The organism is Mycobacterium lehmannii (genome assembly GCF_002245535.1).
GTDB classification, from domain to species: Bacteria; Actinomycetota; Actinomycetes; order Mycobacteriales; family Mycobacteriaceae; genus Mycobacterium; species Mycobacterium lehmannii.
The window spans coordinates 173,699-193,579 of record NZ_NKCN01000005.1; the positions used below are offsets into that span (position 1 = coordinate 173,699).

Sequence of the window (19,881 nt, forward strand, 5' to 3'; positions counted from 1 at the left end):
CCCGTGAGGCCCGTCGCGCTGTGACGATGGCTGCATGACCGAACCGCAGCGTGCCGTCGTCGCCCGCCTGTCCGCTGATGTCGCCGCGATCTCCGCGTACCTGGCGCGGGTGTCGTCGGACCTGACCGAACTCGACCGGCAGCTGACGTCATCACCGCAACACGAGCCGATATACCAGCCGCATGCCTACCCAGCGCCGCCGCAGCATCCGCCGCATCACGGTGCACCCGTTGCGGCTTCACCTCCACCGGCTCCGCCTCCGTCCCGGGACGAAGGCTGGATCGGCAAGCTGCTGGCGGTCGCCGGTGTCGCGGTGACGTTGATCGGGGTGGTGTTCCTCCTCGTGCTGGCCGCGCAGGCGGGCCTGTTGAGGCCCGAGATCCGCGTCGCGGCCGGGGCGGTACTGGCCGGTGGACTTGTGGGCGCAGGCTGGTGGCTGCATCGCAGGCCCGGCGGCCGCACCGGGGCCGTCGCCTTGGCGGCGACCGGAATCGCCGCGGCGTACATGGACGTCATCGCGTTGACCACGATCTACGACTGGGTGGCCGCGCCCGCCGGGCTGGTACTCGCCGCGTTGATCGGCGGTGGCGGGCTCACGCTCGCCCGGCGCTGGAACTCCGAGCAGCTGGGGCTGCTCGTCCTGGTGCCGTTGTTGGTGCTGGCGCCGATCGTGGTCGGTGGTGTGACGTTGCTGCTCGTGGCGTTCATGCTCGCGCTGTCCGCGGCCTCGCTGCCCGTGCAGATCGGCAAGGACTGGCTCTGGCTGCACGCCGCCCGCATCGCGGCCGGCACGCTGCCGCTGCTGGTGGCGCTCATCGGCGTGTATTTCGACGACGGCCGCGATCCGCGGCTGGTCGGCGCGTGCGCCATCGCGGCGCTGCTCGCGATCGCCGGCGCGCTGATCCTGCTGCCGGGGACGGCCAACAAGTCGGCGATGGCCGTGCTGACGGGGGCAGGTCTGCTGCCGGTGCTGTCGGTCGCGCTGGCCGTCGACCGCATCGTCGCGGCGCTGATGGCGGCCGCACTGGCGGCAGCACTGCTTGCCATCGTGCTCATCAGCGACCGATTGCCGGGTGTGGACGGCGCGGTGCGGCGCATCTGGACGGTGCTCTCCGCACTGTCGGCGATGATCGCGGTGGTGGTGGCGTTCGACGGCCCTATCGCGGGGCCGGTCCTGTTGGCGATGGCGCTGGTGGTCGCGACGGCAGGACGGCAGCTCGTCATGGCCAAGGCGATCTCGATCGGCTTCGCGGTCGTAGGTGCCGTCTACTACCTGAACTGGGCGCCGCCGGACACGCTGATGTGGGGGACGGCGACCAGCGGCGGGGTCGCGGCGTCGACGCTGATAGCCAGTGTCCTGCTGATCGCGTGGTCGGTGACGGTCGTGTGGGCGTTCGACCGCAGGAACTCGGCCTGGTGGGCGGTCGCGGCCGCGGTGGCCGGATACGCGGTCACCACGTTCGCCGTCACGACCGGCGTGCTGGTCGGCGGTACCGACAGCGGCTTCTACGCCGGTCACATGGCTGCGACCATCTGCTGGATCGGTCTGGCCGCGGCGTTGTTCGGCTACGCGGCGCGGTTGCCCCGAGCCGACCGCTCGGTTCCGATCGCCGGGGGCCTGGCGCTGGTGGCCGCGGCGGTGGCGAAGCTGTTCCTGTTCGACCTGGGCACGCTCGACGGCATCTTCCGGGTAGTGGTGTTTATCGTCGTCGGCCTGGTGCTGTTGGGCATGGGCGCCGGATATGCCCGCCTCCTGGACAGGCAAGACCAACAAAATGGCCTCTGACCAGGAAATGTGCTAAACTGGAATCAGTCCAGAAAAGGAGGCGTTGTAGCGATCATGACCACAACAACACGTCGTTCGGAAGCAGACATCCAGGCCTTCGAGGCCTCGCCGGAACTCAGCGACAGCCTGCAGCGGGTTCTGGTCGATCTGATCGAGCTGCAGCTTCAGGGTAAGCAGGCGCACTGGAACATCGTCGGCACCAACTTCCGCGACCTTCATCTACAACTCGACGAACTCGTCGACTTCGCCCGTGAGGGCAGCGACACCGTCGCCGAGCGGATGCGTGCGATGGAGGCCTGGCCCGATGGCCGGTCGGATACGGTCACCGCCGGCACCACACTGCCGCAGTTCCCCGCCTACGCGGTGAGCACGCAGGATGCGGTCGACCTGATCACGGGTCGGGTATACGCCGCGGTCGACACCATGCGTCAGGTTCACGACGCGGTGGACGCCGAGGACCCGACCACCGCCGACATCCTCCACCAGCTGATCGAGGGTCTCGAGAAGCTGGCCTGGCTGATCAAGTCCGAGAACCGCAAGGTCTAAGGGACTGCCGACGCCGCGACTGTGCGTTTCACGACGCCGGTCGCGGCGTTTTGCGTATGCAACGGCACAGTCGCGAAGGTGAGTCGTTTTCCGCGATCGGGGTATATCTTCCGCCGTGACTGTGACACGCGATATTCACGCTTCCCGTCAACAGGTCTGGGACGTCATGGCCGACGGGTGGACGTACTCACAATGGGTGGTCGGCAACAGCCGGATGCGTGCAGTCGACCCGAACTGGCCGGCGCCCGGGTCCGAGATCCGCCATTCGATAGGCGTCTGGCCGTTGTTGCTCAATGACGTCACCGTAGTGGAGAAGAGCGTGCCGCCCGAGGAGTTGGTCCTGCACGCCAAGGGGCGGCCTTTCGGGGGCGCGCGAATCACTCTGCGGCTGTACGACATTCCCGACGGATGCCGGGTGGAGATGACGGAAGTCCCGGTGAGCGGTCCGGCGGCGGTTATGCCCAGCAAGCTGTCCGACATCGCCGTCTACCCCCGCAACCGGGAGACCTTGTGGCGGCTGGCCTCGCTGGCCGAGCGGCTCAAACCGACTGAGGTCGACGACTGAGCGGTTCGAGTTCCACCGCGTCGCGCACGGCTGCGTCGTCGCGGCGTCCGACGAGGTACCACGTCGTCATGACGCCCTTGCCTTTGACTTCGACTTCGCCACGAGGCTCCAGCACGAAGGTGCTGCGCAGGCGTTCGTACACGTCCTGGGGCACCTGAATGCGTCCCTCGACGTCGGTGGTCTCCATTCGGGATGCCACGTTGACCGCATCGCCCCATACGTCGTAGAAGAACTTGCGGGCCCCGACGACCCCGGCTACGACCGGTCCCGTGGCCAGACCGATCCGCAACGGCACCTTGCGTCCGCGCGGGTCACGCAGGTCGGCGACGGCGTCGGCCATGTCGAGCGCCAGGCACGCCAGCGCTTCGAGGTGATCCGGCCGGGGATGCGGCACACCGCTGACGACCATGTACGAGTCGCCGCTGGTCTTGACCTTCTCCAACCCGTGACGGTCGACGAGCGCGTCCAGATCCGTGTATAGCCGGTCGAGGAAGCGCACCAGATCGCAGGGATTGGTGTCGCTGGCCCGCTCGGTGTACCCGGCGATGTCGGCGAACAGGATCGATGCGTCGTCGTACCTGTCGGCGATGACCGTGCGGGTCGGGTCCTTGAGCCGCTCGGCGATGGTCGAGGGCAGGATGTTCGCCAGCAGACGTTCGGAGCGTTCGTATTCGGCTTCCATCGCCAACCGCGCCCGGCGCAGCTCCCGGAGCGCGAACCACAGCGTGGCGACGACGAGGATCCACGCGGTGGCCACGGTGAGGATGAACGAGGTGGTGCGGGCCCAATCCGGTTGAATGCCGGTGTCTTCGGGGACGAGGTACGCCAGCGCCACCACCGTCGCCGCGCCCAACGCCGCCAGCACGCAAGCCAGCACGATGTGGTCGATGCCGAGAATGACCACCACGATCGCGGCCGCGGCGACGAAGTAGAACTGCAGCCCCGACCCGGTGCCCAACTGTATGCACTGGATCGCGATGGTCACGTACGCGACGGCGAAGAACACCAGCGGTGCGACGAGTTCGCCGAACCGGCACAGCAGTGGAATCGTGGCGAACGCCACGGCGCTGACGAGGCTGAGGACCGGGATCCACCACACCTCGACACCGACGAGCAGACCCTGAAAACCGAAGAAGGCGCTGATCGCCGCGCTGATCAGTGCGGTGACGTCGAGCACCCGGCGGCGTCGCACGGACCTTTCCGCGTGGTGCCGAACCCGGGCGGGCGTCCGGTTCTCCAGCGCCACGTCGGGCACGCAGACCGGCCGCAGCCTCATCTCCACGACTAGAGCGTAACGCCGAACGGGCTCGACCTGCTGATTCTCGGTGCCCTCGGTGAGACTCGAACTCACACTGTCACGATTTTGAGTCGTGTGCCTCTGCCAATTGGGCTACGAGGGCTCTAGTAGTCGGACGGCTCTGCTGCGCGGCTTACCACCTTAGATGATGCCCCGAACTCGCTGAACGGCACCGCTACCGCCACAATGGCTTCCATGGCAACCGCTGCTGGGGCACCACCTGAGGCCGGGAAGGCCCGCCGTGTTCTCGTCGCCGAGGACGAAGCGCTGATCCGGATGGACTTGGCCGAGATGCTCCGCGAAGAGGGCTACGAGATCGTCGGCGAGGCCGGCGACGGACAGGAGGCCGTCGATCTCGCCGAGAGCCTCAAGCCCGACCTCGTGATCATGGACGTCAAGATGCCCCGGCGCGACGGCATCGACGCCGCGGCCGAGATCGCCAGCAAGCGCATCGCGCCGATCGTCATCCTGACCGCGTTCAGCCAACGAGAACTGGTCGAACGCGCCAGGGACGCCGGCGCCATGGCCTACCTCGTCAAACCCTTCACCGTCACCGACCTCATTCCCGCCATCGAGGTCGCGGTGAGCCGCTTCGGCGAGATCGCCGCGCTGGAGCAGGAAGTGGCCACATTGGCCGACCGACTGGAGACGCGCAAGCTCGTCGAACGGGCCAAGGGTTTGCTGCAGGCCAATCAGGGGATGACCGAGCCCGAGGCGTTCAAGTGGATTCAACGCGCCGCGATGGACCGGCGCACCACTATGAAACGCGTCGCCGAAGTGGTCCTCGAAACCCTCGACACGCCGAGCGACGCGTCGGAGTCGAGCTAACCCCTGACTTCGCCACCGCGTAAAAAGTGCGTTTCCGATGGCGCGGATTGACCGCGACGGCCGCGACGCGTCGTTCAACACCGCGCACCAGCGCCGAGCGTTGGCTATGGTCTTCCCGGAACGTCGCCGCCCCCGCCCGCCGGGCCCAGGCGCCGGAGCCGACTAACACAACGACCCGGAGGTGAAGCGTGCGCGGTCGCATGGCACGGAAAGCATTTGCTATCAGCAGCGCTGGTCTGGTTGTGCTCGGCATAGCCGGCTGCCAGCAGGCCGAGCCGACCGAGGGCGGTGAGGCACAGACCGATCTGAAGATCGTCGAACAGGTGCAGATCGACGAGAACGGCGCCGAGGTCAAGGCCGACGAGGGCGCCGCGCCTGCCGACCCCGCCGGTGACGGCAACGCGCAGTGCCCGCCGGTGTCGCTGGCGATGGCCGGAGCGCTCAACGGGCCCGATGCGGCATTGGGCATCAACATCAAGAACGGCATCCAGCTGGCCGTGGACAAGCACAACGCCGCGAACCCGGGCTGCCAGGTCCAGCTGAAGACCTTCGACACGGAGGGCGATCCGCAGAAGGCCACCCAGATCGCACCGCAGATCATCAATGACGCCTCCACCATCGGCCTGATCGGTCCCGCCTTCTCCGGTGAGACCATGGCCACCGGCGACGTCTTCAACCAGGCCGGTCTCGTCGCCGCCACGGCCTCGGCCACCAACGTGACGCTGTCCGACAAGGGCTGGCGGACCTTCTTCCGCGGTCTGGGCAACGACGGCGTGCAGGGCCCCTCGGTCGCCAACTACCTGAAGAACACCCTCGGCCACCAGAAGGTCTGCGTCGTCGACGACAGCACGGACTACGGCCTGGGCCTGGCGCAGACCGTTCGTCAGACGCTCGGTCCGGTGGCCGACTCGTCCTGCAACATCTCGGTCAAGAAGGGCGACAAGGACTTCTCGGCAGCGGTGACCGAGATCAAGGGCGCCAGTCCGGACTCGGTGTTCTTCAGCGGTTACTACGCCGAGGCGGCGCCGTTCGTGCAGCAGCTGCGCGACGGCGGGTACGAGGGAACGTTCGCCAGCGCCGACGGCACCAAGGACCCCGAGTTCGTCAAGCAGGCCGGCGACGCGTCCAAGGACGCCGTGCTGTCCTGCCCGTGCGGTCCGGCCACCGGCGGTTTCGCCGACGAGTACACCAAGAAGTTCAACCAAGAACCGGGCACCTACAGCAGCGAGGGCTACGACCTGGGCACCATCCTGCTGAAGGGCATCGACTCGGGCGCCGTCACCCGGCCCGCGCTGCTCGACTTCGTCCGCAATTACGACGGTCGCGGCGTGGCTCGCCAGTACCAGTGGACCCCGAACGGCGAGCTGACCACCAGCTTGATCTGGATCTACAAAGTTCAATAGCCGCTGAGGCGAACGCGTCCGAGACCGAAAGGCTCGGACGCGTTTTCGCTAGAGGCCCGTTCCCGCGAGGAGCCGCCACCGGATGACCGGGATCCCACCCGAGTGCGTCGACCAGTACACCTGCTTGGCAGCCAACATCAGCTTCAACCTCGACGGGTTGCGAGACGGCTTCTGGCAGTTGACGATCGACGGCCTGTCGTGGGGCGCCATCTACGCGCTGGTGGCCGTCGGCTACACGTTGGTCTACGGCGTGCTGAAGCTGATCAACTTCGCGCATTCGGAAGTGTTCATGTTCGGCATGTTCGGCGCGTACTTCTGCCTCGACATGATCCTGGGTTTCACACCGAGCGGTAACACCTACAACAGGGGCATCGCCCTGACGGTGCTGTATCTCGGTATCGCCATGCTGTTCGCGATGGCGGTGTCCGGTGCCACCGCGGTCGGCCTGGAGGCGGTGGCCTACCGACCGCTGCGACGACGCAAGGCCGACCGACTGTCCTTTCTCATCACCGCGATCGGCATGTCGTTCGTGCTGCAGGAATTCGTGCACTTCATCCTGCCCGAGATCATCGACGGGTACGGCGGATCCAATGCGCAACAACCGATCCGGCTCGTCGCGCCCGAAACCCAATTCACGGTGTTCGGTTCCGCGGTCTCCAACATCACGCTGATCATCGTCGGCGCGGCGCTGGTTCTCGCCCTGATGACCGATCTGACCATCAACCGGACCAGGTTCGGGCGCGGGATCCGGGCGGTGGCCCAGGACCCGGACACCGCGACCCTGATGGGCGTCTCGCGCGAACGCATCATCATGACGACGTTTTTGATCGGCGGCCTGCTGGCCGGGGCGGCCGCGCTGCTCTACACGCTGAAGGTGCCGCAGGGCATCATCTACTCCGGTGGCTTCCTGCTCGGCATCAAAGCGTTCTCGGCCGCGGTCGTCGGCGGCATCGGCAACCTGCGCGGCGCCCTGCTGGGCGGCCTGCTGCTCGGCATCATGGAGAACTACGGGCAGGCCGTGTTCGGGACCCAGTGGCGTGACGTCGTCGCCTTCGTGCTGCTGGTTCTCGTTCTGTTCTTCAGGCCGACGGGGATACTCGGCGAAAGCCTCGGGAAGGCGCGAGCATGAGGGCCAGCGAGAAGGTCTTGGCACCCGGCGACGCACTGCGTCGTTGGTGGGACGGGCTTTCCCGCGTACAGAAGTGGGGGTTCGGGCTGATCGCCTTCGGCCTGCTCGCGCTGCTGCCGCTGTTTCCGCCGCCGTTCCTGAACACGCCGAACATCAGCTTCGGCGGCACCATGGCGCAGTTCGCGATGGTCGCGATCATCGCGATCGGCCTCAACGTCGTGGTCGGCCAGGCCGGTCTGCTCGACCTCGGCTACGTCGGGTTCTACGCCGTGGGCGCGTACACCGTTGCGCTGCTGACCAGTCCGAACAGTCCGTGGAACAAGATGGGCGCCACGGGGTGGTTCAACGAGGACTGGGCGTGGCTGGCGTGTGTGCCGCTGGCGATGGCGATCACCGCGCTGACGGGTCTGATCCTGGGGACGCCGACGCTGAGGTTGCGCGGCGACTACCTGGCGATCGTCACGCTGGGGTTCGGCGAGATCATTCGCCTGATGGCCGACAACCTCTCGGAGGTGACCAACGGGCCGCGCGGCCTCAACGAGGTCGCCTACCCGCGAGTCGGTGCGAGCGAACGCGTGCCCGACGGCGTCTTCTCGAGCGGCAACTCCGCGGGCGACGCCAACTACGGGACGTGGTGGTTCTGGTTGGGCATCGTGCTGATGATCGGGATCCTGGTACTGGTGGGCAACCTCGAACGCAGCCGCGTGGGACGCGCCTGGATCGCGGTCCGCGAGGACGAGGACGCCGCGGAAGTGATGGGCGTCAACACGTTCCGGTTCAAGCTGTGGGCCTTCGTCATCGGCGCGGCGATCGGCGGGCTGTCGGGCGCGCTGTACGCCGGTCAGGTGCAGTTCGTGGCCCCACCGACGTTCAACATCATCAACTCGATGCTGTTCCTATGCGCGGTGGTGCTCGGCGGGCAAGGCAACAAGCTCGGCGTGGTGGTCGGTGCGTTCATCATCGTTTACCTGCCGAACCGGTTGCTGGGGGTGGAGTTCCTGGGCATCAACCTCGGTGACCTGAAGTACCTGTTCTTCGGCCTGGCGCTCGTGGTGTTGATGATCTTCCGGCCGCAGGGCCTGTTCCCGGCGCGAGCGCAGTTGCTGGCCTACGGTAAGGCCGCCCGCGACCTGCTTCGCTCGCCGGAGAAGGAGTCGGCGCGATGACTATCGAAGAGCTGGCGGGTGTGCACCGCGAGATCCAGGCCGCAGAGGGGGAGATCCTGTTGCGGACAACCGATCTCACAATGAAGTTCGGCGGGCTGACGGCGCTGGACTCGGTGTCCATCGACATCCGCCGCGGTGAGATTCTCGGCATGATCGGGCCGAACGGGGCGGGCAAGACCACGTGCTTCAACGCGATCACCGGCGTGTACCGACCCACGTCGGGCACCGTCACGTTCGACGGCGCGCCGCTGGGCCGGATCAAACGCCACCAGATCACCCGCCGCGGCATCGCCCGCACCTTCCAGAACATCCGGTTGTGGGGCGAGATGACGGCTCTGGAGAACGTCATGGTCGGCACCGACGCCAGGCACTTCACCTCGGTGCCGGGCGCGCTGGTCCGCTCCCCGCGCCATCGGCGCGAGGAACAATCGGCGATCGAGAGGTCCGCGGCGCTCCTGCATTTCGTCGGGATCGCCAACCGCGGCGAGGAGAAGGCCAAGAACCTGTCGTACGGTGATCAGCGCCGGTTGGAGATCGCCCGGGCGCTGGCCACCGAACCCAAACTGCTGTGTCTGGACGAACCGGCCGCAGGGTTCAACCCGCGCGAGAAGGCCGCCTTGATCGAACTGATCCAGAAGATCCGCGACGACGGCTACACGGTGCTGCTGATCGAACACGATATGAGGCTGGTGATGGGCGTGACCGATCGCATCGTGGTGCTGGAGTTCGGGCGCAAGATCGCCGACGGCCTGCCTTCCGACATCCGCGAGGACCCGAAGGTCATCGCAGCCTATCTGGGGGTGCCCGATGACAGCCTTGAATGAAAGGCCGAGTGACCAGGCCCCCGAACGACCCGTCATCCTCGAGCTGCGTGACATCGTCGTGCAGTACGGGAGAATCCGTGCACTGCACGGTATCTCGCTGAAGGTCCACGAGGGTGAGCTCGTCACGCTGCTCGGCTCCAACGGTGCCGGTAAGACGACCACCATGCGTGCGATCTCAGGGCTGCTGCCCCTGACGTCGGGCTCGATATGGTTCGAGGGTCAGGACATCAGCAAGGTCAAGGCTCACCAACGCGTGATCCAGGGGCTGGTGCAGGCACCAGAGGGACGTGGGGTTTTCCCGGGGATGACGGTCGTGGAAAACCTTGAAATGGGTTGTTACGGCCGCAAATTCCCCTCCCGCTCCGAGCACAGGCAACGACTGGACTGGATCCTCGAGACGTTCCCTCGGTTGGCCGAACGCCGCAGCCAGGTCGGCGGCACGCTGTCGGGTGGCGAGCAGCAGATGCTCGCGATCGGCCGCGCGCTGATGGCCAGGCCGCGGGTGCTGCTGCTCGACGAGCCGTCCATGGGCCTGGCGCCGATGGTGATCTCGCAGATCTTCAGGATCATCGCGGAGATCAACGCGCAGGGCACCACGGTGCTGCTGGTGGAGCAGAACGCGCAGCAGGCGCTGAGCCGTTCGGACCGCGCCTACATCCTCGAGACCGGTGAGGTCACACGCACCGGGGATGCCCGGGAGTTGTTGAACGACGACAGTATTCGCGCCGCCTACCTCGGTGTCGCTTGATCAACTGACCTCGAAGCGCTTGATCCGCGACGCGGCGCCCGATACCAGCTTGAGCCGGCTTGGCCCTACGCCCAGGTGCGCGGCGAGCAGTTTGGTGACGGCCCTGGTGGCCTTGCCCTCGACGGCTCGCTCCCGAACGTAGACCGTCAGCTCGCCGGCGTCGTCGACCTCCACCAGCGGGCCTTTCGCGCTGCCTGGCTTGACCCGGACGACGACGATCATCGCCGGCGCACCCAGGGCCATGTCATCAACGCCCACACGGCAAAGACCAGGGCCGCAGTGCTCACGATGTAGACCGGCCACGGCCCGAGGATGTCCAACGCCGACGCGGTCTCCGGTTTGTAGTTCGTGAAGCCGTAGTTGGTGTCGGCGATCCTGTTGAACACGACGGTCACCACCGCCCACGCGCTGGTGACCGCCACCGCCAGTCGGTAGTCGCGCCAGTGGGGCCGCATGCCGCGGCCCCACGTCAGATAGATCGCCGCCCAGACCACGAGCAGGTGGATCGCATAGAACGCCAGGAAGCGGTAGTGCGGAAAGTCGGGGCCCCGCAACACCGGTGAGATCAACGCCTGCACGCTCAGCACCAGACCCCAGTAGTACGTGAGCGCATACGCCCACTGCCGCTGGGACCACAGCGCGTAGGCCGCGACGACGGTCGCCACGTCGGTGAGCTGAAGCGGCACCGAACCCGCCAGGGTCGGCGGCACCAGGTTGTAGGCCAAAATCGCGCCGTAGATCAGCGCGGTCAGCCCGCCGAGTGCGCGGCCGAGTCGCTGCGCCTGGGGGTCGGTCTGTCGGCGACCCACCCACACCAGCACTACAGTGCCGATGACGAACACGCCGATGGCGCCCCAGTAGGAGGGGCCGTACGGTTCGAACTGCCTAGCGAGCAACAATCACGGACGAGCCGTGCCCGAACAGGCCCTGGTTGGCGGTGACGCCCACGGTGGCGCCCTCGACCTGGCGGCCGGTCGCCTGTCCCTTCAGCTGCCAGGTCAGCTCGCACACCTGCGCGATGGCCTGCGCTGGAATGGCTTCGCCGAAGCAGGCCAGGCCGCCGGACGGATTGACCGGGATCTTCCCGCCGATCGCCGTCGCACCGCTGCGCAGCAGTTGCTCGGCCTCGCCCCTCGGGCACAGGCCCAGATGCTCGTACCAGTCGAGTTCGAGCGCGGTGGACAGGTCGTACACCTCGGCGAGGCTCAGGTCCTCCGGCCCGATACCGGCCTCGGTGTAGGCGGCGTCGAGAATCTGGTCCTTGAACACCCGCTCGGGTGCATCCACGACCGCCGTGGAATCCGTTGCGATGTCCGGTAATTCGGGCAGGTGCTGCGGGTACTGCGGTGTCACCGTGCTGATCGCACGCACCGACGGAATCCCGTCGACGGAGCCCAGATGCTTCTCGGCGAACGACTTGCTCGCCACCACTAACGCGGCCGCGCCATCCGACGTCGCGCAGATATCAAGCAGCCGAAGGGGATCGGAGACCACCGGGCTGGCGAGCACGTCGTCGATCGTGGCTTCCTTGCGGTAGCGCGCGTTCGGGTTGTCCAACCCGTGCTTGGCATTCTTGACCTTCACCGCGGCGAAATCCTCCAGCGTGGCCCCGTAGAGGTCCATGCGCCGGCGCGCCAGCAGTGCGAAGTAGACGGTGTTGGTGGCGCCGATCAGGTGGAAGCGTTGCCAGTCGGGGTCGTTCTTGCGCTCGCCGCCGACCGGGGCGAAGAAGCCCTTCGGGGTGGTGTCAGCGCCGATCACCAGCGCCACATCGCAGAATCCGGCGAGGATATGGGCCCGGGCGCTCTGCAGCGCCTGCGAGCCGCTGGCGCAGGCGGCGTAGCTCGACGACACGGGCACACCGTTCCAGCCCAGCTTCTGCGCGAACGTCGAGCCGGCCACGAATCCGGGGTAGCCGTTACGGATCGTGTCCGCTCCCGCGACGAGCTGAATCTGACGCCAGTCCAGACCCGCCTCGGCCAGCGCGGCCCGCGCGGCCACGACGCCGTACTCGGTGAAGTCGCGGCCCCATTTCCCCCACGGGTGCATACCGGCGCCGAGGATGTACAGCGGTTCAGGACTCATGACGCAGGCCTCCATGCGTAAACGACGCGTTCGACGCCGTCGTCGTCGACGAACAGCGGCATCGTGGTCAGTTCCATCTCCATCCCGACCTTCAGGTCGGCGGCCAGTGTTCCTTCGACGACCTTGCCGAGCACGATCAGGCCCTCGTCGGCGAGCTGCACCGCGGCAACGGCGAAGGGCTCGAAGGGATCCGGCGCCGGATACGGGGGCGGGGGAGCGTAACGGTTCTCGGTATAGCTCCACAGGGTTCCGCGCCGCGACAGCGGCACCTGCGCCAGTTCGTCACCGTCGCACGCCGGGTTGGGGCAGTTGTTGGCGCGGGGCGGGAACACATAGGTGCCGCACTGGTGGCACTTGCCCCCGATCAGGTAGGGCGCTCCGGATCCGTCGGTGGCGAACCAACCGTCGATCGCGGGCTGAGTGGAAGCTGACACCCGCTCAGAGTACCGAGTCGTCTGGCAGAACTGAAACGTGTTCCAGTTCAGTGGGACGTGGGGTCTGACCGTCGTGAGCGTGCGAATTCATCCGACCGCGCCGGCGAGTCGCGGATGAAACCGCACATTCACGGGCCACCTTGCCGGTCGCGGCGGTGGCCTTGATGTCGGCGGCGGTGCCTAGAGTTAGGTCCGTGAGCCCTGCCACCACCGCCACCGCCAAGAAGGCGGCGTCCCAGCCGACGGACCAGAAGCCGACATTGATGTTGCTCGACGGCAATTCCCTGGCATACCGGGCGTTCTACGCACTGCCCGCCGAGAACTTCAAGACCCAGGGCGGGCTCACCACCAACGCGGTGTACGGCTTCACCGCCATGCTGATCAACCTCCTGCGCGACGAGCAGCCCAGCCACATCGCCGCCGCTTTCGACGTGTCACGCCAAACGTTTCGCGTGGACAAGTACCCCGAGTACAAGGCCGGCCGCTCGTCGACGCCCGATGAGTTCCGCGGCCAGATCGACATCACCAAGGAGGTGCTCGGCGCGCTGGGCATCACCGTGCTCGCCGAACCGGGCTTCGAGGCCGACGACATCATCGCCACCCTGGCCACGCAGGCCGAGCAGGGCGGCTACCGGGTCCTGGTGGTCTCCGGCGACCGTGACTCGCTGCAGTTGGTCAGCGATGACGTCACAGTGCTGTACCCGCGCAAGGGCGTCAGCGAGCTGACGCGGTTCACCCCGGAGGCGGTACTGGAGAAGTACGGCTTGACTCCGCAGCAGTACCCGGACTTCGCGGCGCTGCGCGGCGACCCCAGCGACAACCTGCCCGGCATCCCCGGCGTCGGTGAGAAGACGGCGACCAAGTGGATCGCGGAGTTCGGCTCGCTGCAGGCGTTGGTCGACAACGTAGACACCGTCAAGGGAAAGGTCGGTGACGCGTTGCGGGCCAACCTGTCCAGCGTCGTGCTCAATCGGGAACTGACCGATCTGGTCAGGGACGTCCCGCTGCCGCAAACCCCCGACACCCTGCGCATGCAGCCGTGGGACCGCGACCAGATCCACCGGCTGTTCGACGACCTGGAGTTCCGCGTTCTGCGCGATCGGCTGTTCGACACGCTGGCCTCGGCGGATCCCGAGGTCGACCAGGGCTTCGACGTCCGCGGCGGGGCGCTGGAAGCGGGGGAGCTGGCCGCGTGGCTGGCCGAGCACAGTTCGGGCAAGCGGTTCGGGCTGGCCGTCGTCGGCACGCACCTGGCGTTCGACGCGGACGCGACGGCGCTGGGTATCGTCGCCGCCGACGGCGAAGGGCGCTACATCGACACCGCCACGTTGACCGAGGACGACGAGGCCGCCCTCGCCTCGTGGCTCGCCGACCCCGGCCCGCCCAAAGCGCTGCACGAAGCCAAGCTGGCGATGCACGACCTCGAAGGCCGCGGCTGGAAGCTCGCCGGCGTCACGTCGGACACCGCGCTGGCGGCGTACCTCGTGCGGCCAGGGCAGCGCAGTTTCGCGCTCGACGACCTCTCGCTGCGTTATCTCAAGCGTGAACTGCGCGCTGAAAACCCGGAGCAACAACAACTTTCGCTGCTCGACGACAATGACGGCGTCGACGACCAGGCCGTGCAGACCGTGATACTGCGAGCCAGCGCGGTGATGGACCTGGCCGACGCGCTCGACGAGGAACTCGCCCGCATCGACTCGCTCGCTCTGCTCAACAACATGGAGTTGCCGGTGCAGCGGGTGCTGGCCGAGATGGAGACCGCGGGCATCGCGGTGGACCTCGAGCAACTGGGGCAGCTGCAGAGCGAGTTCGCCGACCACATCCGCGACGCGGCCGAGGCGGCGTACGCGGTGATCGGTAAGCAGATCAACCTCGGCTCGCCGAAGCAGCTGCAGGTGGTGCTGTTCGACGAGCTGGAGATGCCCAAGACCAAGCGCACGAAGACCGGGTACACCACCGACGCGGACGCGCTGCAATCCCTGTTCGACAAGACCGGCCACCCGTTCCTGCAACATCTGCTGACCCACCGCGATGCGACGCGGTTGAAGGTCACCGTCGACGGGCTGCTCAATTCGGTGGCGTCCGACGGCCGCATTCACACCACCTTCAACCAGACGATCGCGGCCACCGGGCGGTTGTCGTCGACCGAGCCGAATCTGCAGAACATCCCGATCCGCACCGACGCCGGCCGCCGGATCCGCGACGCGTTCGTGGTGGGCAAGGGTTACGCGGAGTTGATGACCGCGGACTACAGCCAGATCGAGATGCGCATCATGGCGCACCTGTCCAAGGACGAGGGCCTCATCGAAGCTTTCAACACGGGCGAGGACCTCCACTCGTTCGTCGCATCGCGGGCGTTCTCGGTGCCGATCGACGAGGTCAACGCCGAACTGCGGCGCCGCGTCAAGGCGATGTCGTACGGGCTGGCCTACGGGCTGAGCGCCTACGGGCTGGCCGCTCAGCTCAAGATCTCCACCGAAGAAGCCAAGGTCCAGATGGAGCAGTACTTCGACCGCTTCGGCGGGGTGCGCGACTACCTGCGCAACGTGGTGGACCAGGCGCGCAAGGACGGCTACACATCGACGGTGTTCGGCAGGCGGCGCTATCTGCCGGAATTGGACAGCAGCAACCGCAACGTCCGCGAGGCCGCCGAGCGTGCAGCGCTCAACGCGCCGATCCAGGGCAGCGCGGCCGACATCATCAAGGTCGCGATGATCAACGTCGACACGGCGCTCAAGGAAGCGGGGCTGAAGTCGCGGATGCTGCTGCAGGTGCACGACGAGCTGCTGTTCGAGGTCGCCGACGGTGAGCGCGACGCGGTCGAGGCGCTGGTCCGCGAGCAGATGGGCAACGCTTACCCGCTTGACGTGCCGCTCGAGGTCAGCGTCGGTTACGGCCGCAGCTGGGACGCCGCAGCCCACTAGCGAGCCGGTCGTCGGGTACGGTCCGACACGGGCGCGTGTGATGGACAACAAGACCACAGACGACGAGATCCGGTTCCTGGCCCGACTGGGCGCGGCCATGGCCGCGGCGAATTACCCGGTGACCTTGATCCGGCAGATGCTGGGCCGCGCCTCCGCCGCGTACGGCGTCCCCACCGAAGTGATCGTGCTACCCAACACCGTGCAGGTCGTGGGCCCGGCGACCGGCTCGGGAACGATCGTCAAGTCGGCCCATCTGGACCGCGATGTGCGTTTCGACCAAGCTTTCCCGTTGGCGCGCTTGGTTTCCAACGCCATGCGCGGCGCGATCGATCCCGCAGAGGGAGACACCGAACTCGACCGCATCCTGGCCTCGCGGCCCCGGTTCCGGCCGTGGATGACCGTACTCGGCTACGGAGTGTGGAGCGCCGGTCTGGGGCTGGTGCTCGAGCCCACACCGCTGAACCTGCTCGGCGCCACCGTGCTCGGTGTGATGGTCGGGATTTTCGCCATGGTGGGGCAGCGCTTCGGTGTGCTCGCCCAGCTGCTGCCGGTTGTCAGCGCTTTCTCCGTGGCCGCGGTGAGTATCGCCGTCGCCGAGTACCTCGGGCTCGACCACATCGGGCTGCGCGCGCTGATCCCCCCGCTGGCGATGTTCCTGCCCGGTGCCGCGATCACTCTGGCGGTCATCGAGGTCACCGCCCGAGATGCGGTGTCGGGTTCCAGTCGGCTGGTGGCCGGGTTCGCGCAATTGGCCCAGTTGGTGTTCGGAATCCTCATCGCCGCCCAGCTGCTCGGCGAGGACGTATCGCATCTGAGCGCCGAGCCGTTGAACAAACTGGGGCCGTGGGCCCCGTGGCTGGGGGTCGCGGTCTACGCCGTCGGCGTCATGCTGTTTCTCGGGCCGCCGACGTCGTTTCTGCCGTGGCTGCTGCTGGTCGCTTACGCCGCCTTCATCGCCCAGTACCTCGGCGACTTGGTGCTGGGCAGCTACGCGAGCGGCTTCTGTGGCGGCGTGGTGCTGACCGTGGCTGCACTGCTGATGAGCCGGTACCGCAGCGCGCCGCCGGCGCTCACGATGATTCTGCCCGGCTTCTGGCTCCTGGTCCCAGGCTCGATGGGGTTGATCGGAATCGCCGAGTTGTTCGGCGCTGACGGCGACTCCGCGCTGGGGGTGACATTCATCTCGATGATCTCGGTCGCGCTCGGTCTGCAGGCCGGCCTGGTGTTGTGGCAAGCGTTCCGGCGCCCCGGGGGCTGGCGGCGGCGTAGGCGGCGACCTGGTCAGCGCCCGCCGCGATAACCGGCCATCGCCTGCAGTACCGGCGCAGCCGCGCGGGCGGCGTAGAGCGCGTGGGTCTCCTCGACCAGCATCGCCTGCACCCGCGGATCGCCGAACCCGCGGTCGATGCGGTCGCGCACAAACGCCAACTCGACGACCTGGCCGGCGAACCGTTTGACCGCGTTGCGGGCGGGGCGCCCTCCCTGGCGGGCGGCCTGGGCGAGCGCCAGCTTGCGGTGCCGCAGCGAGCCCAGCCAGGTGGCCTCGGCGGGTGTGACGAGGCCGGCCTGCACCATGCCGGGCAGCTTGCTGGCGACAATCGCCTGCTCACGACGGCGACTCTGCACGCCCAGGACGATCGCCAGCGCGAACAGCGGCATCATCCAGTACAGGTAAACCCCGAGATACCACTCGACGCCCAGCAGCGACGAACCGTTCCAGAGTGCGTGGGTGAACACCGCAGCCAGGTAGCCCAGCAGAACGGCGCCGGCCTTGGCGGATGCGTCGCGGCGGTGCAGGGCGAAGTAGACGCCGATCCCGAAGAACGTGGTGAACAGTGAATGCGCGAACGGCGCCATGACCAGTCGTAGCGCGGCTGTCAGCAGCGAGTCGCCGAGCGATTCACCGCTGGCGATGTAGAGGATGTCCTCAAGCCAGGCGAATCCCGCACCGACCAACCCCGCGTAGACCAGGCAGTCCGTCAGGGAATTCAGCTCGCGGCGGCGCCGGCCGGTCATCATGACCAACAGGAACGCGCCCTTGGCCGCTTCCTCGATGACCGGGGCGATGACCACCACCGAGACCGCGCTGACCCCCTCGGCGTCACCCCTCACAATCAACGACTCGAGGTAGAGGCCGAGGATCACCGACAGCACCACCGCGACCGAGGCGCCCCACAGGAACGCGAAGGCCAACAACCGCGGCGGTTCGGGCTCGAAGCGGTCGAGCCACACGTAGGCCAGAACCACGACCACCATGGCCAGGCTCGACAGCACCAGCCCGATCCCCGCCCCGATGGGATTGAGAGCGGTCAGCCCGATGATGATGAGCCCGACCACGGTGGCAAGCAGAATGAGCACCGCCAACGGCGCCCCGACCCTGCGGACCTTGCGTTGAAACGGCGGAGCAGGCAGCCAGGGGTGATGTGGGGCGCCGGGATGTGACACCTGAGCAGACTAGCGGCCGGTGGGGACCGAGTTTGTCCAGCATGTGCCCAGTCGAGTAGCCTCTACGGGTACCTGTCTGTGGTTTTCGTCATCTTCTGCGGCGGGTACAGAGCACGATGTCGGCGCCCGCGCCGAGCCAATAACTCGAATGTCCTAAGTCCCTACGATCAAACCTGTCCGGAGCAACCCACCACATGCCAAGTCCCTCCGTCACCTCGCCGCAAGTAGCCGTCAACGACATCGGCTCGAGCGAGGACTTTCTCGCCGCCATCGACAAGACCATCAAGTACTTCAACGATGGCGACATCGTCGAGGGAACCATCGTCAAGGTCGACCGGGACGAAGTCCTGCTCGACATCGGTTACAAGACCGAAGGCGTCATCCCGTCCCGAGAACTTTCCATCAAGCACGACGTCGACCCCAACGAGGTCGTTTCCGTGGGCGATGAGGTCGAAGCCCTGGTCCTCACCAAGGAGGACAAAGAAGGCCGTCTGATCCTGTCCAAGAAGCGCGCTCAGTACGAGCGGGCCTGGGGCACCATCGAAGAGCTCAAGGAGAAGGACGAGGCCGTCAAGGGCACCGTCATCGAGGTCGTCAAGGGCGGCCTGATCCTCGACATCGGCCTGCGCGGCTTCCTGCCCGCGTCGCTGGTCGAGATGCGTCGCGTCCGCGATCTGCAGCCGTATATCGGCAAGGAGATCGAGGCCAAGATCATCGAGCTCGACAAGAACCGCAATAACGTCGTGCTGAGCCGCCGCGCATGGCTGGAGCAGACCCAGTCCGAGGTCCGCAGCGAGTTCCTCAACCAGCTCACCAAGGGCGCCATCCGCAAGGGTGTCGTGTCTTCCATCGTCAACTTCGGCGCCTTCGTCGACCTCGGCGGCGTCGATGGCCTGGTGCACGTCTCGGAGCTGTCGTGGAAGCACATCGACCACCCGTCCGAGGTTGTCAACGTCGGCGACGAGGTCACCGTCGAGGTGCTCGACGTGGACATGGACCGCGAGCGGGTTTCGTTGTCGCTCAAGGCGACTCAGGAAGACCCGTGGCGGCACTTCGCCCGCACCCACGCGATCGGCCAGATCGTGCCGGGCAAGGTCACCAAGCTGGTCCCGTTCGGTGCGTTCGTCCGCGTCGAGGAGGGCATCGAGGGCCTGGTGCACATCTCCGAGCTGTCCGAGCGCCACGTCGAGGTCCCGGATCAGGTGGTCCAGGTCGGCGACGACGCGATGGTCAAGGTGATCGACATCGACCTGGAGCGTCGCCGTATCTCGCTGAGCCTGAAGCAGGCCAACGAGGACTACACCGAGGAGTTCGACCCCAGCAAGTACGGCATGGCCGACAGCTACGACGAGCAGGGCAACTACATCTTCCCGGAGGGCTTCGACTCCGAGACCAACGAATGGCTCGAGGGTTTCGAGAAGCAGCGTGAGGAGTGGGAGTCCCGCTACGCCGAGGCCGAGCGCCGACACAAGATGCACACCGCGCAGATGGAGAAGTTCGCCGCTGCTGAAGCAGAAGCTGTTGAGGCGTCGGGTTCCAGGTCCAACGGCGCTTCGCGCGGCGAGGAGTCCGCAGGCGGCTCGCTGGCCAGCGACGCCCAGCTCGCGGCGCTGCGTGAGAAGCTCGCAGGCAACGCCTAACTCGTAACGACCGAAGGCCCCGGCTCACCGAGCCGGGGCCTTCGCCGTCGAGCGGCCCTGA

The 19,881-nt window shown here is 66.9% G+C and carries 18 protein-coding genes and 1 tRNA gene; 12 read left to right on the forward strand and 7 right to left on the reverse strand.

Annotated features, from left to right (window positions below; all coding sequences use genetic code 11):
* The first annotated feature begins 34 nt into the window (after positions 1-34).
* From CEX87_RS08490 to CEX87_RS08500, 3 genes are all read left to right on the forward strand, one after another.
* Positions 35-1,786, forward strand: a complete 1,752-nt coding sequence (locus CEX87_RS08490) for a DUF2339 domain-containing protein (RefSeq protein ID WP_068192412.1) — start codon at positions 35-37, stop codon at positions 1,784-1,786.
* 54 nt (positions 1,787-1,840) lie between these two features.
* Positions 1,841-2,332 (forward strand): Dps family protein, encoded by a 492-nt coding sequence (locus tag CEX87_RS08495; protein ID WP_064395590.1) that lies wholly within the window; start codon positions 1,841-1,843, stop codon positions 2,330-2,332.
* A gap of 115 nt (positions 2,333-2,447) precedes the next feature.
* On the forward strand, positions 2,448-2,897 hold the full coding sequence (locus tag CEX87_RS08500) for an SRPBCC family protein (protein WP_064395591.1): 450 nt from the start codon (positions 2,448-2,450) through the stop codon (positions 2,895-2,897).
* On the opposite strand, the gene CEX87_RS08505 is transcribed toward CEX87_RS08500, so the two are convergent.
* Both CEX87_RS08505 and CEX87_RS08510 read right to left on the reverse strand, forming a co-directional pair.
* Positions 2,872-4,173, reverse strand: coding sequence for an adenylate/guanylate cyclase domain-containing protein (locus tag CEX87_RS08505; protein ID WP_094286778.1), 1,302 nt, complete (start codon positions 4,171-4,173; stop codon positions 2,872-2,874). The two genes, CEX87_RS08500 and CEX87_RS08505, sit on opposite strands and share 26 nt — an antisense overlap.
* A gap of 50 nt (positions 4,174-4,223) precedes the next feature.
* Positions 4,224-4,297 (reverse strand) — tRNA-Leu (locus CEX87_RS08510).
* 92 nt (positions 4,298-4,389) lie between these two features.
* Between CEX87_RS08510 and CEX87_RS08515 the strand changes: the two genes are divergently transcribed.
* The 6 genes from CEX87_RS08515 to CEX87_RS08540 all read left to right on the forward strand — a co-directional run bounded on the left by CEX87_RS08515 (position 4,390) and on the right by CEX87_RS08540 (position 10,292).
* Positions 4,390-5,022 (forward strand): ANTAR domain-containing response regulator, encoded by a 633-nt coding sequence (locus tag CEX87_RS08515; protein ID WP_064395713.1) that lies wholly within the window; start codon positions 4,390-4,392, stop codon positions 5,020-5,022.
* A gap of 188 nt (positions 5,023-5,210) precedes the next feature.
* Positions 5,211-6,425, forward strand: coding sequence for a branched-chain amino acid ABC transporter substrate-binding protein (locus tag CEX87_RS08520; protein WP_094286693.1), 1,215 nt, complete (start codon positions 5,211-5,213; stop codon positions 6,423-6,425).
* 82 nt (positions 6,426-6,507) lie between these two features.
* Complete coding sequence (locus CEX87_RS08525; protein ID WP_068192406.1) at positions 6,508-7,554, forward strand: branched-chain amino acid ABC transporter permease; 1,047 nt, start codon at positions 6,508-6,510, stop codon at positions 7,552-7,554.
* Positions 7,551-8,720, forward strand: a complete 1,170-nt coding sequence (locus CEX87_RS08530; protein WP_064395706.1) for a branched-chain amino acid ABC transporter permease — start codon at positions 7,551-7,553, stop codon at positions 8,718-8,720. Before CEX87_RS08525 ends, CEX87_RS08530 begins: the two co-directional genes overlap by 4 nt.
* Positions 8,717-9,544 carry an ABC transporter ATP-binding protein gene (locus CEX87_RS08535; protein ID WP_068192403.1) on the forward strand — a complete coding sequence of 276 codons (828 nt, stop codon included), beginning with the start codon at positions 8,717-8,719 and terminating at the stop codon, positions 9,542-9,544. Before CEX87_RS08530 ends, CEX87_RS08535 begins: the two co-directional genes overlap by 4 nt.
* Entirely contained in the window at positions 9,528-10,292 is a 765-nt protein-coding gene (locus CEX87_RS08540) for an ABC transporter ATP-binding protein (RefSeq protein WP_068192402.1), read from the forward strand. Before CEX87_RS08535 ends, CEX87_RS08540 begins: the two co-directional genes overlap by 17 nt.
* Here CEX87_RS08540 and CEX87_RS08545 read toward each other — a convergent pair whose 3' ends face one another.
* The 4 genes from CEX87_RS08545 to CEX87_RS08560 are packed head-to-tail and all read right to left on the reverse strand — an operon-like array spanning position 10,293 to position 12,811.
* Complete coding sequence (locus CEX87_RS08545) at positions 10,293-10,514, reverse strand: DUF167 domain-containing protein (RefSeq protein ID WP_068192469.1); 222 nt, start codon at positions 10,512-10,514, stop codon at positions 10,293-10,295. It lies immediately after the preceding gene.
* A complete protein-coding gene (locus tag CEX87_RS08550; RefSeq protein WP_416171892.1) occupies positions 10,511-11,188 on the reverse strand; it encodes a YwaF family protein in 678 nt (225 codons plus the stop codon). The genes CEX87_RS08545 and CEX87_RS08550 overlap by 4 nt, the downstream gene beginning before the upstream one ends.
* A complete protein-coding gene (locus tag CEX87_RS08555) occupies positions 11,178-12,377 on the reverse strand; it encodes a lipid-transfer protein (RefSeq protein ID WP_064395730.1) in 1,200 nt (399 codons plus the stop codon). The genes CEX87_RS08550 and CEX87_RS08555 overlap by 11 nt, the downstream gene beginning before the upstream one ends.
* A complete protein-coding gene (locus CEX87_RS08560; protein WP_064395703.1) occupies positions 12,374-12,811 on the reverse strand; it encodes a Zn-ribbon domain-containing OB-fold protein in 438 nt (145 codons plus the stop codon). Before CEX87_RS08560 ends, CEX87_RS08555 begins: the two co-directional genes overlap by 4 nt.
* 263 nt (positions 12,812-13,074) lie before the next feature.
* Between CEX87_RS08560 and polA the strand changes: the two genes are divergently transcribed.
* Positions 13,075-15,735 carry a DNA polymerase I gene (polA, locus tag CEX87_RS08565; protein ID WP_197505909.1) on the forward strand — a complete coding sequence of 887 codons (2,661 nt, stop codon included), beginning with the start codon at positions 13,075-13,077 and terminating at the stop codon, positions 15,733-15,735.
* A 40-nt stretch (positions 15,736-15,775) separates the two neighbouring features.
* Positions 15,776-17,035 carry a threonine/serine exporter family protein gene (locus CEX87_RS08570; RefSeq protein WP_094286697.1) on the forward strand — a complete coding sequence of 420 codons (1,260 nt, stop codon included), beginning with the start codon at positions 15,776-15,778 and terminating at the stop codon, positions 17,033-17,035.
* On the opposite strand, the gene CEX87_RS08575 is transcribed toward CEX87_RS08570, so the two are convergent.
* Positions 17,017-18,180: a PrsW family intramembrane metalloprotease gene (locus tag CEX87_RS08575; RefSeq protein ID WP_064419757.1), complete on the reverse strand. Its 1,164-nt coding sequence runs from the start codon at positions 18,178-18,180 to the stop codon at positions 17,017-17,019. The genes CEX87_RS08570 and CEX87_RS08575 overlap by 19 nt on opposite strands.
* Positions 18,181-18,374: 194 nt before the next feature.
* Between CEX87_RS08575 and rpsA the strand changes: the two genes are divergently transcribed.
* Positions 18,375-19,820 carry a 30S ribosomal protein S1 gene (gene rpsA, locus CEX87_RS08580; protein ID WP_064395699.1) on the forward strand — a complete coding sequence of 482 codons (1,446 nt, stop codon included), beginning with the start codon at positions 18,375-18,377 and terminating at the stop codon, positions 19,818-19,820.
* The last annotated feature ends 61 nt before the right edge of the window (positions 19,821-19,881 follow it).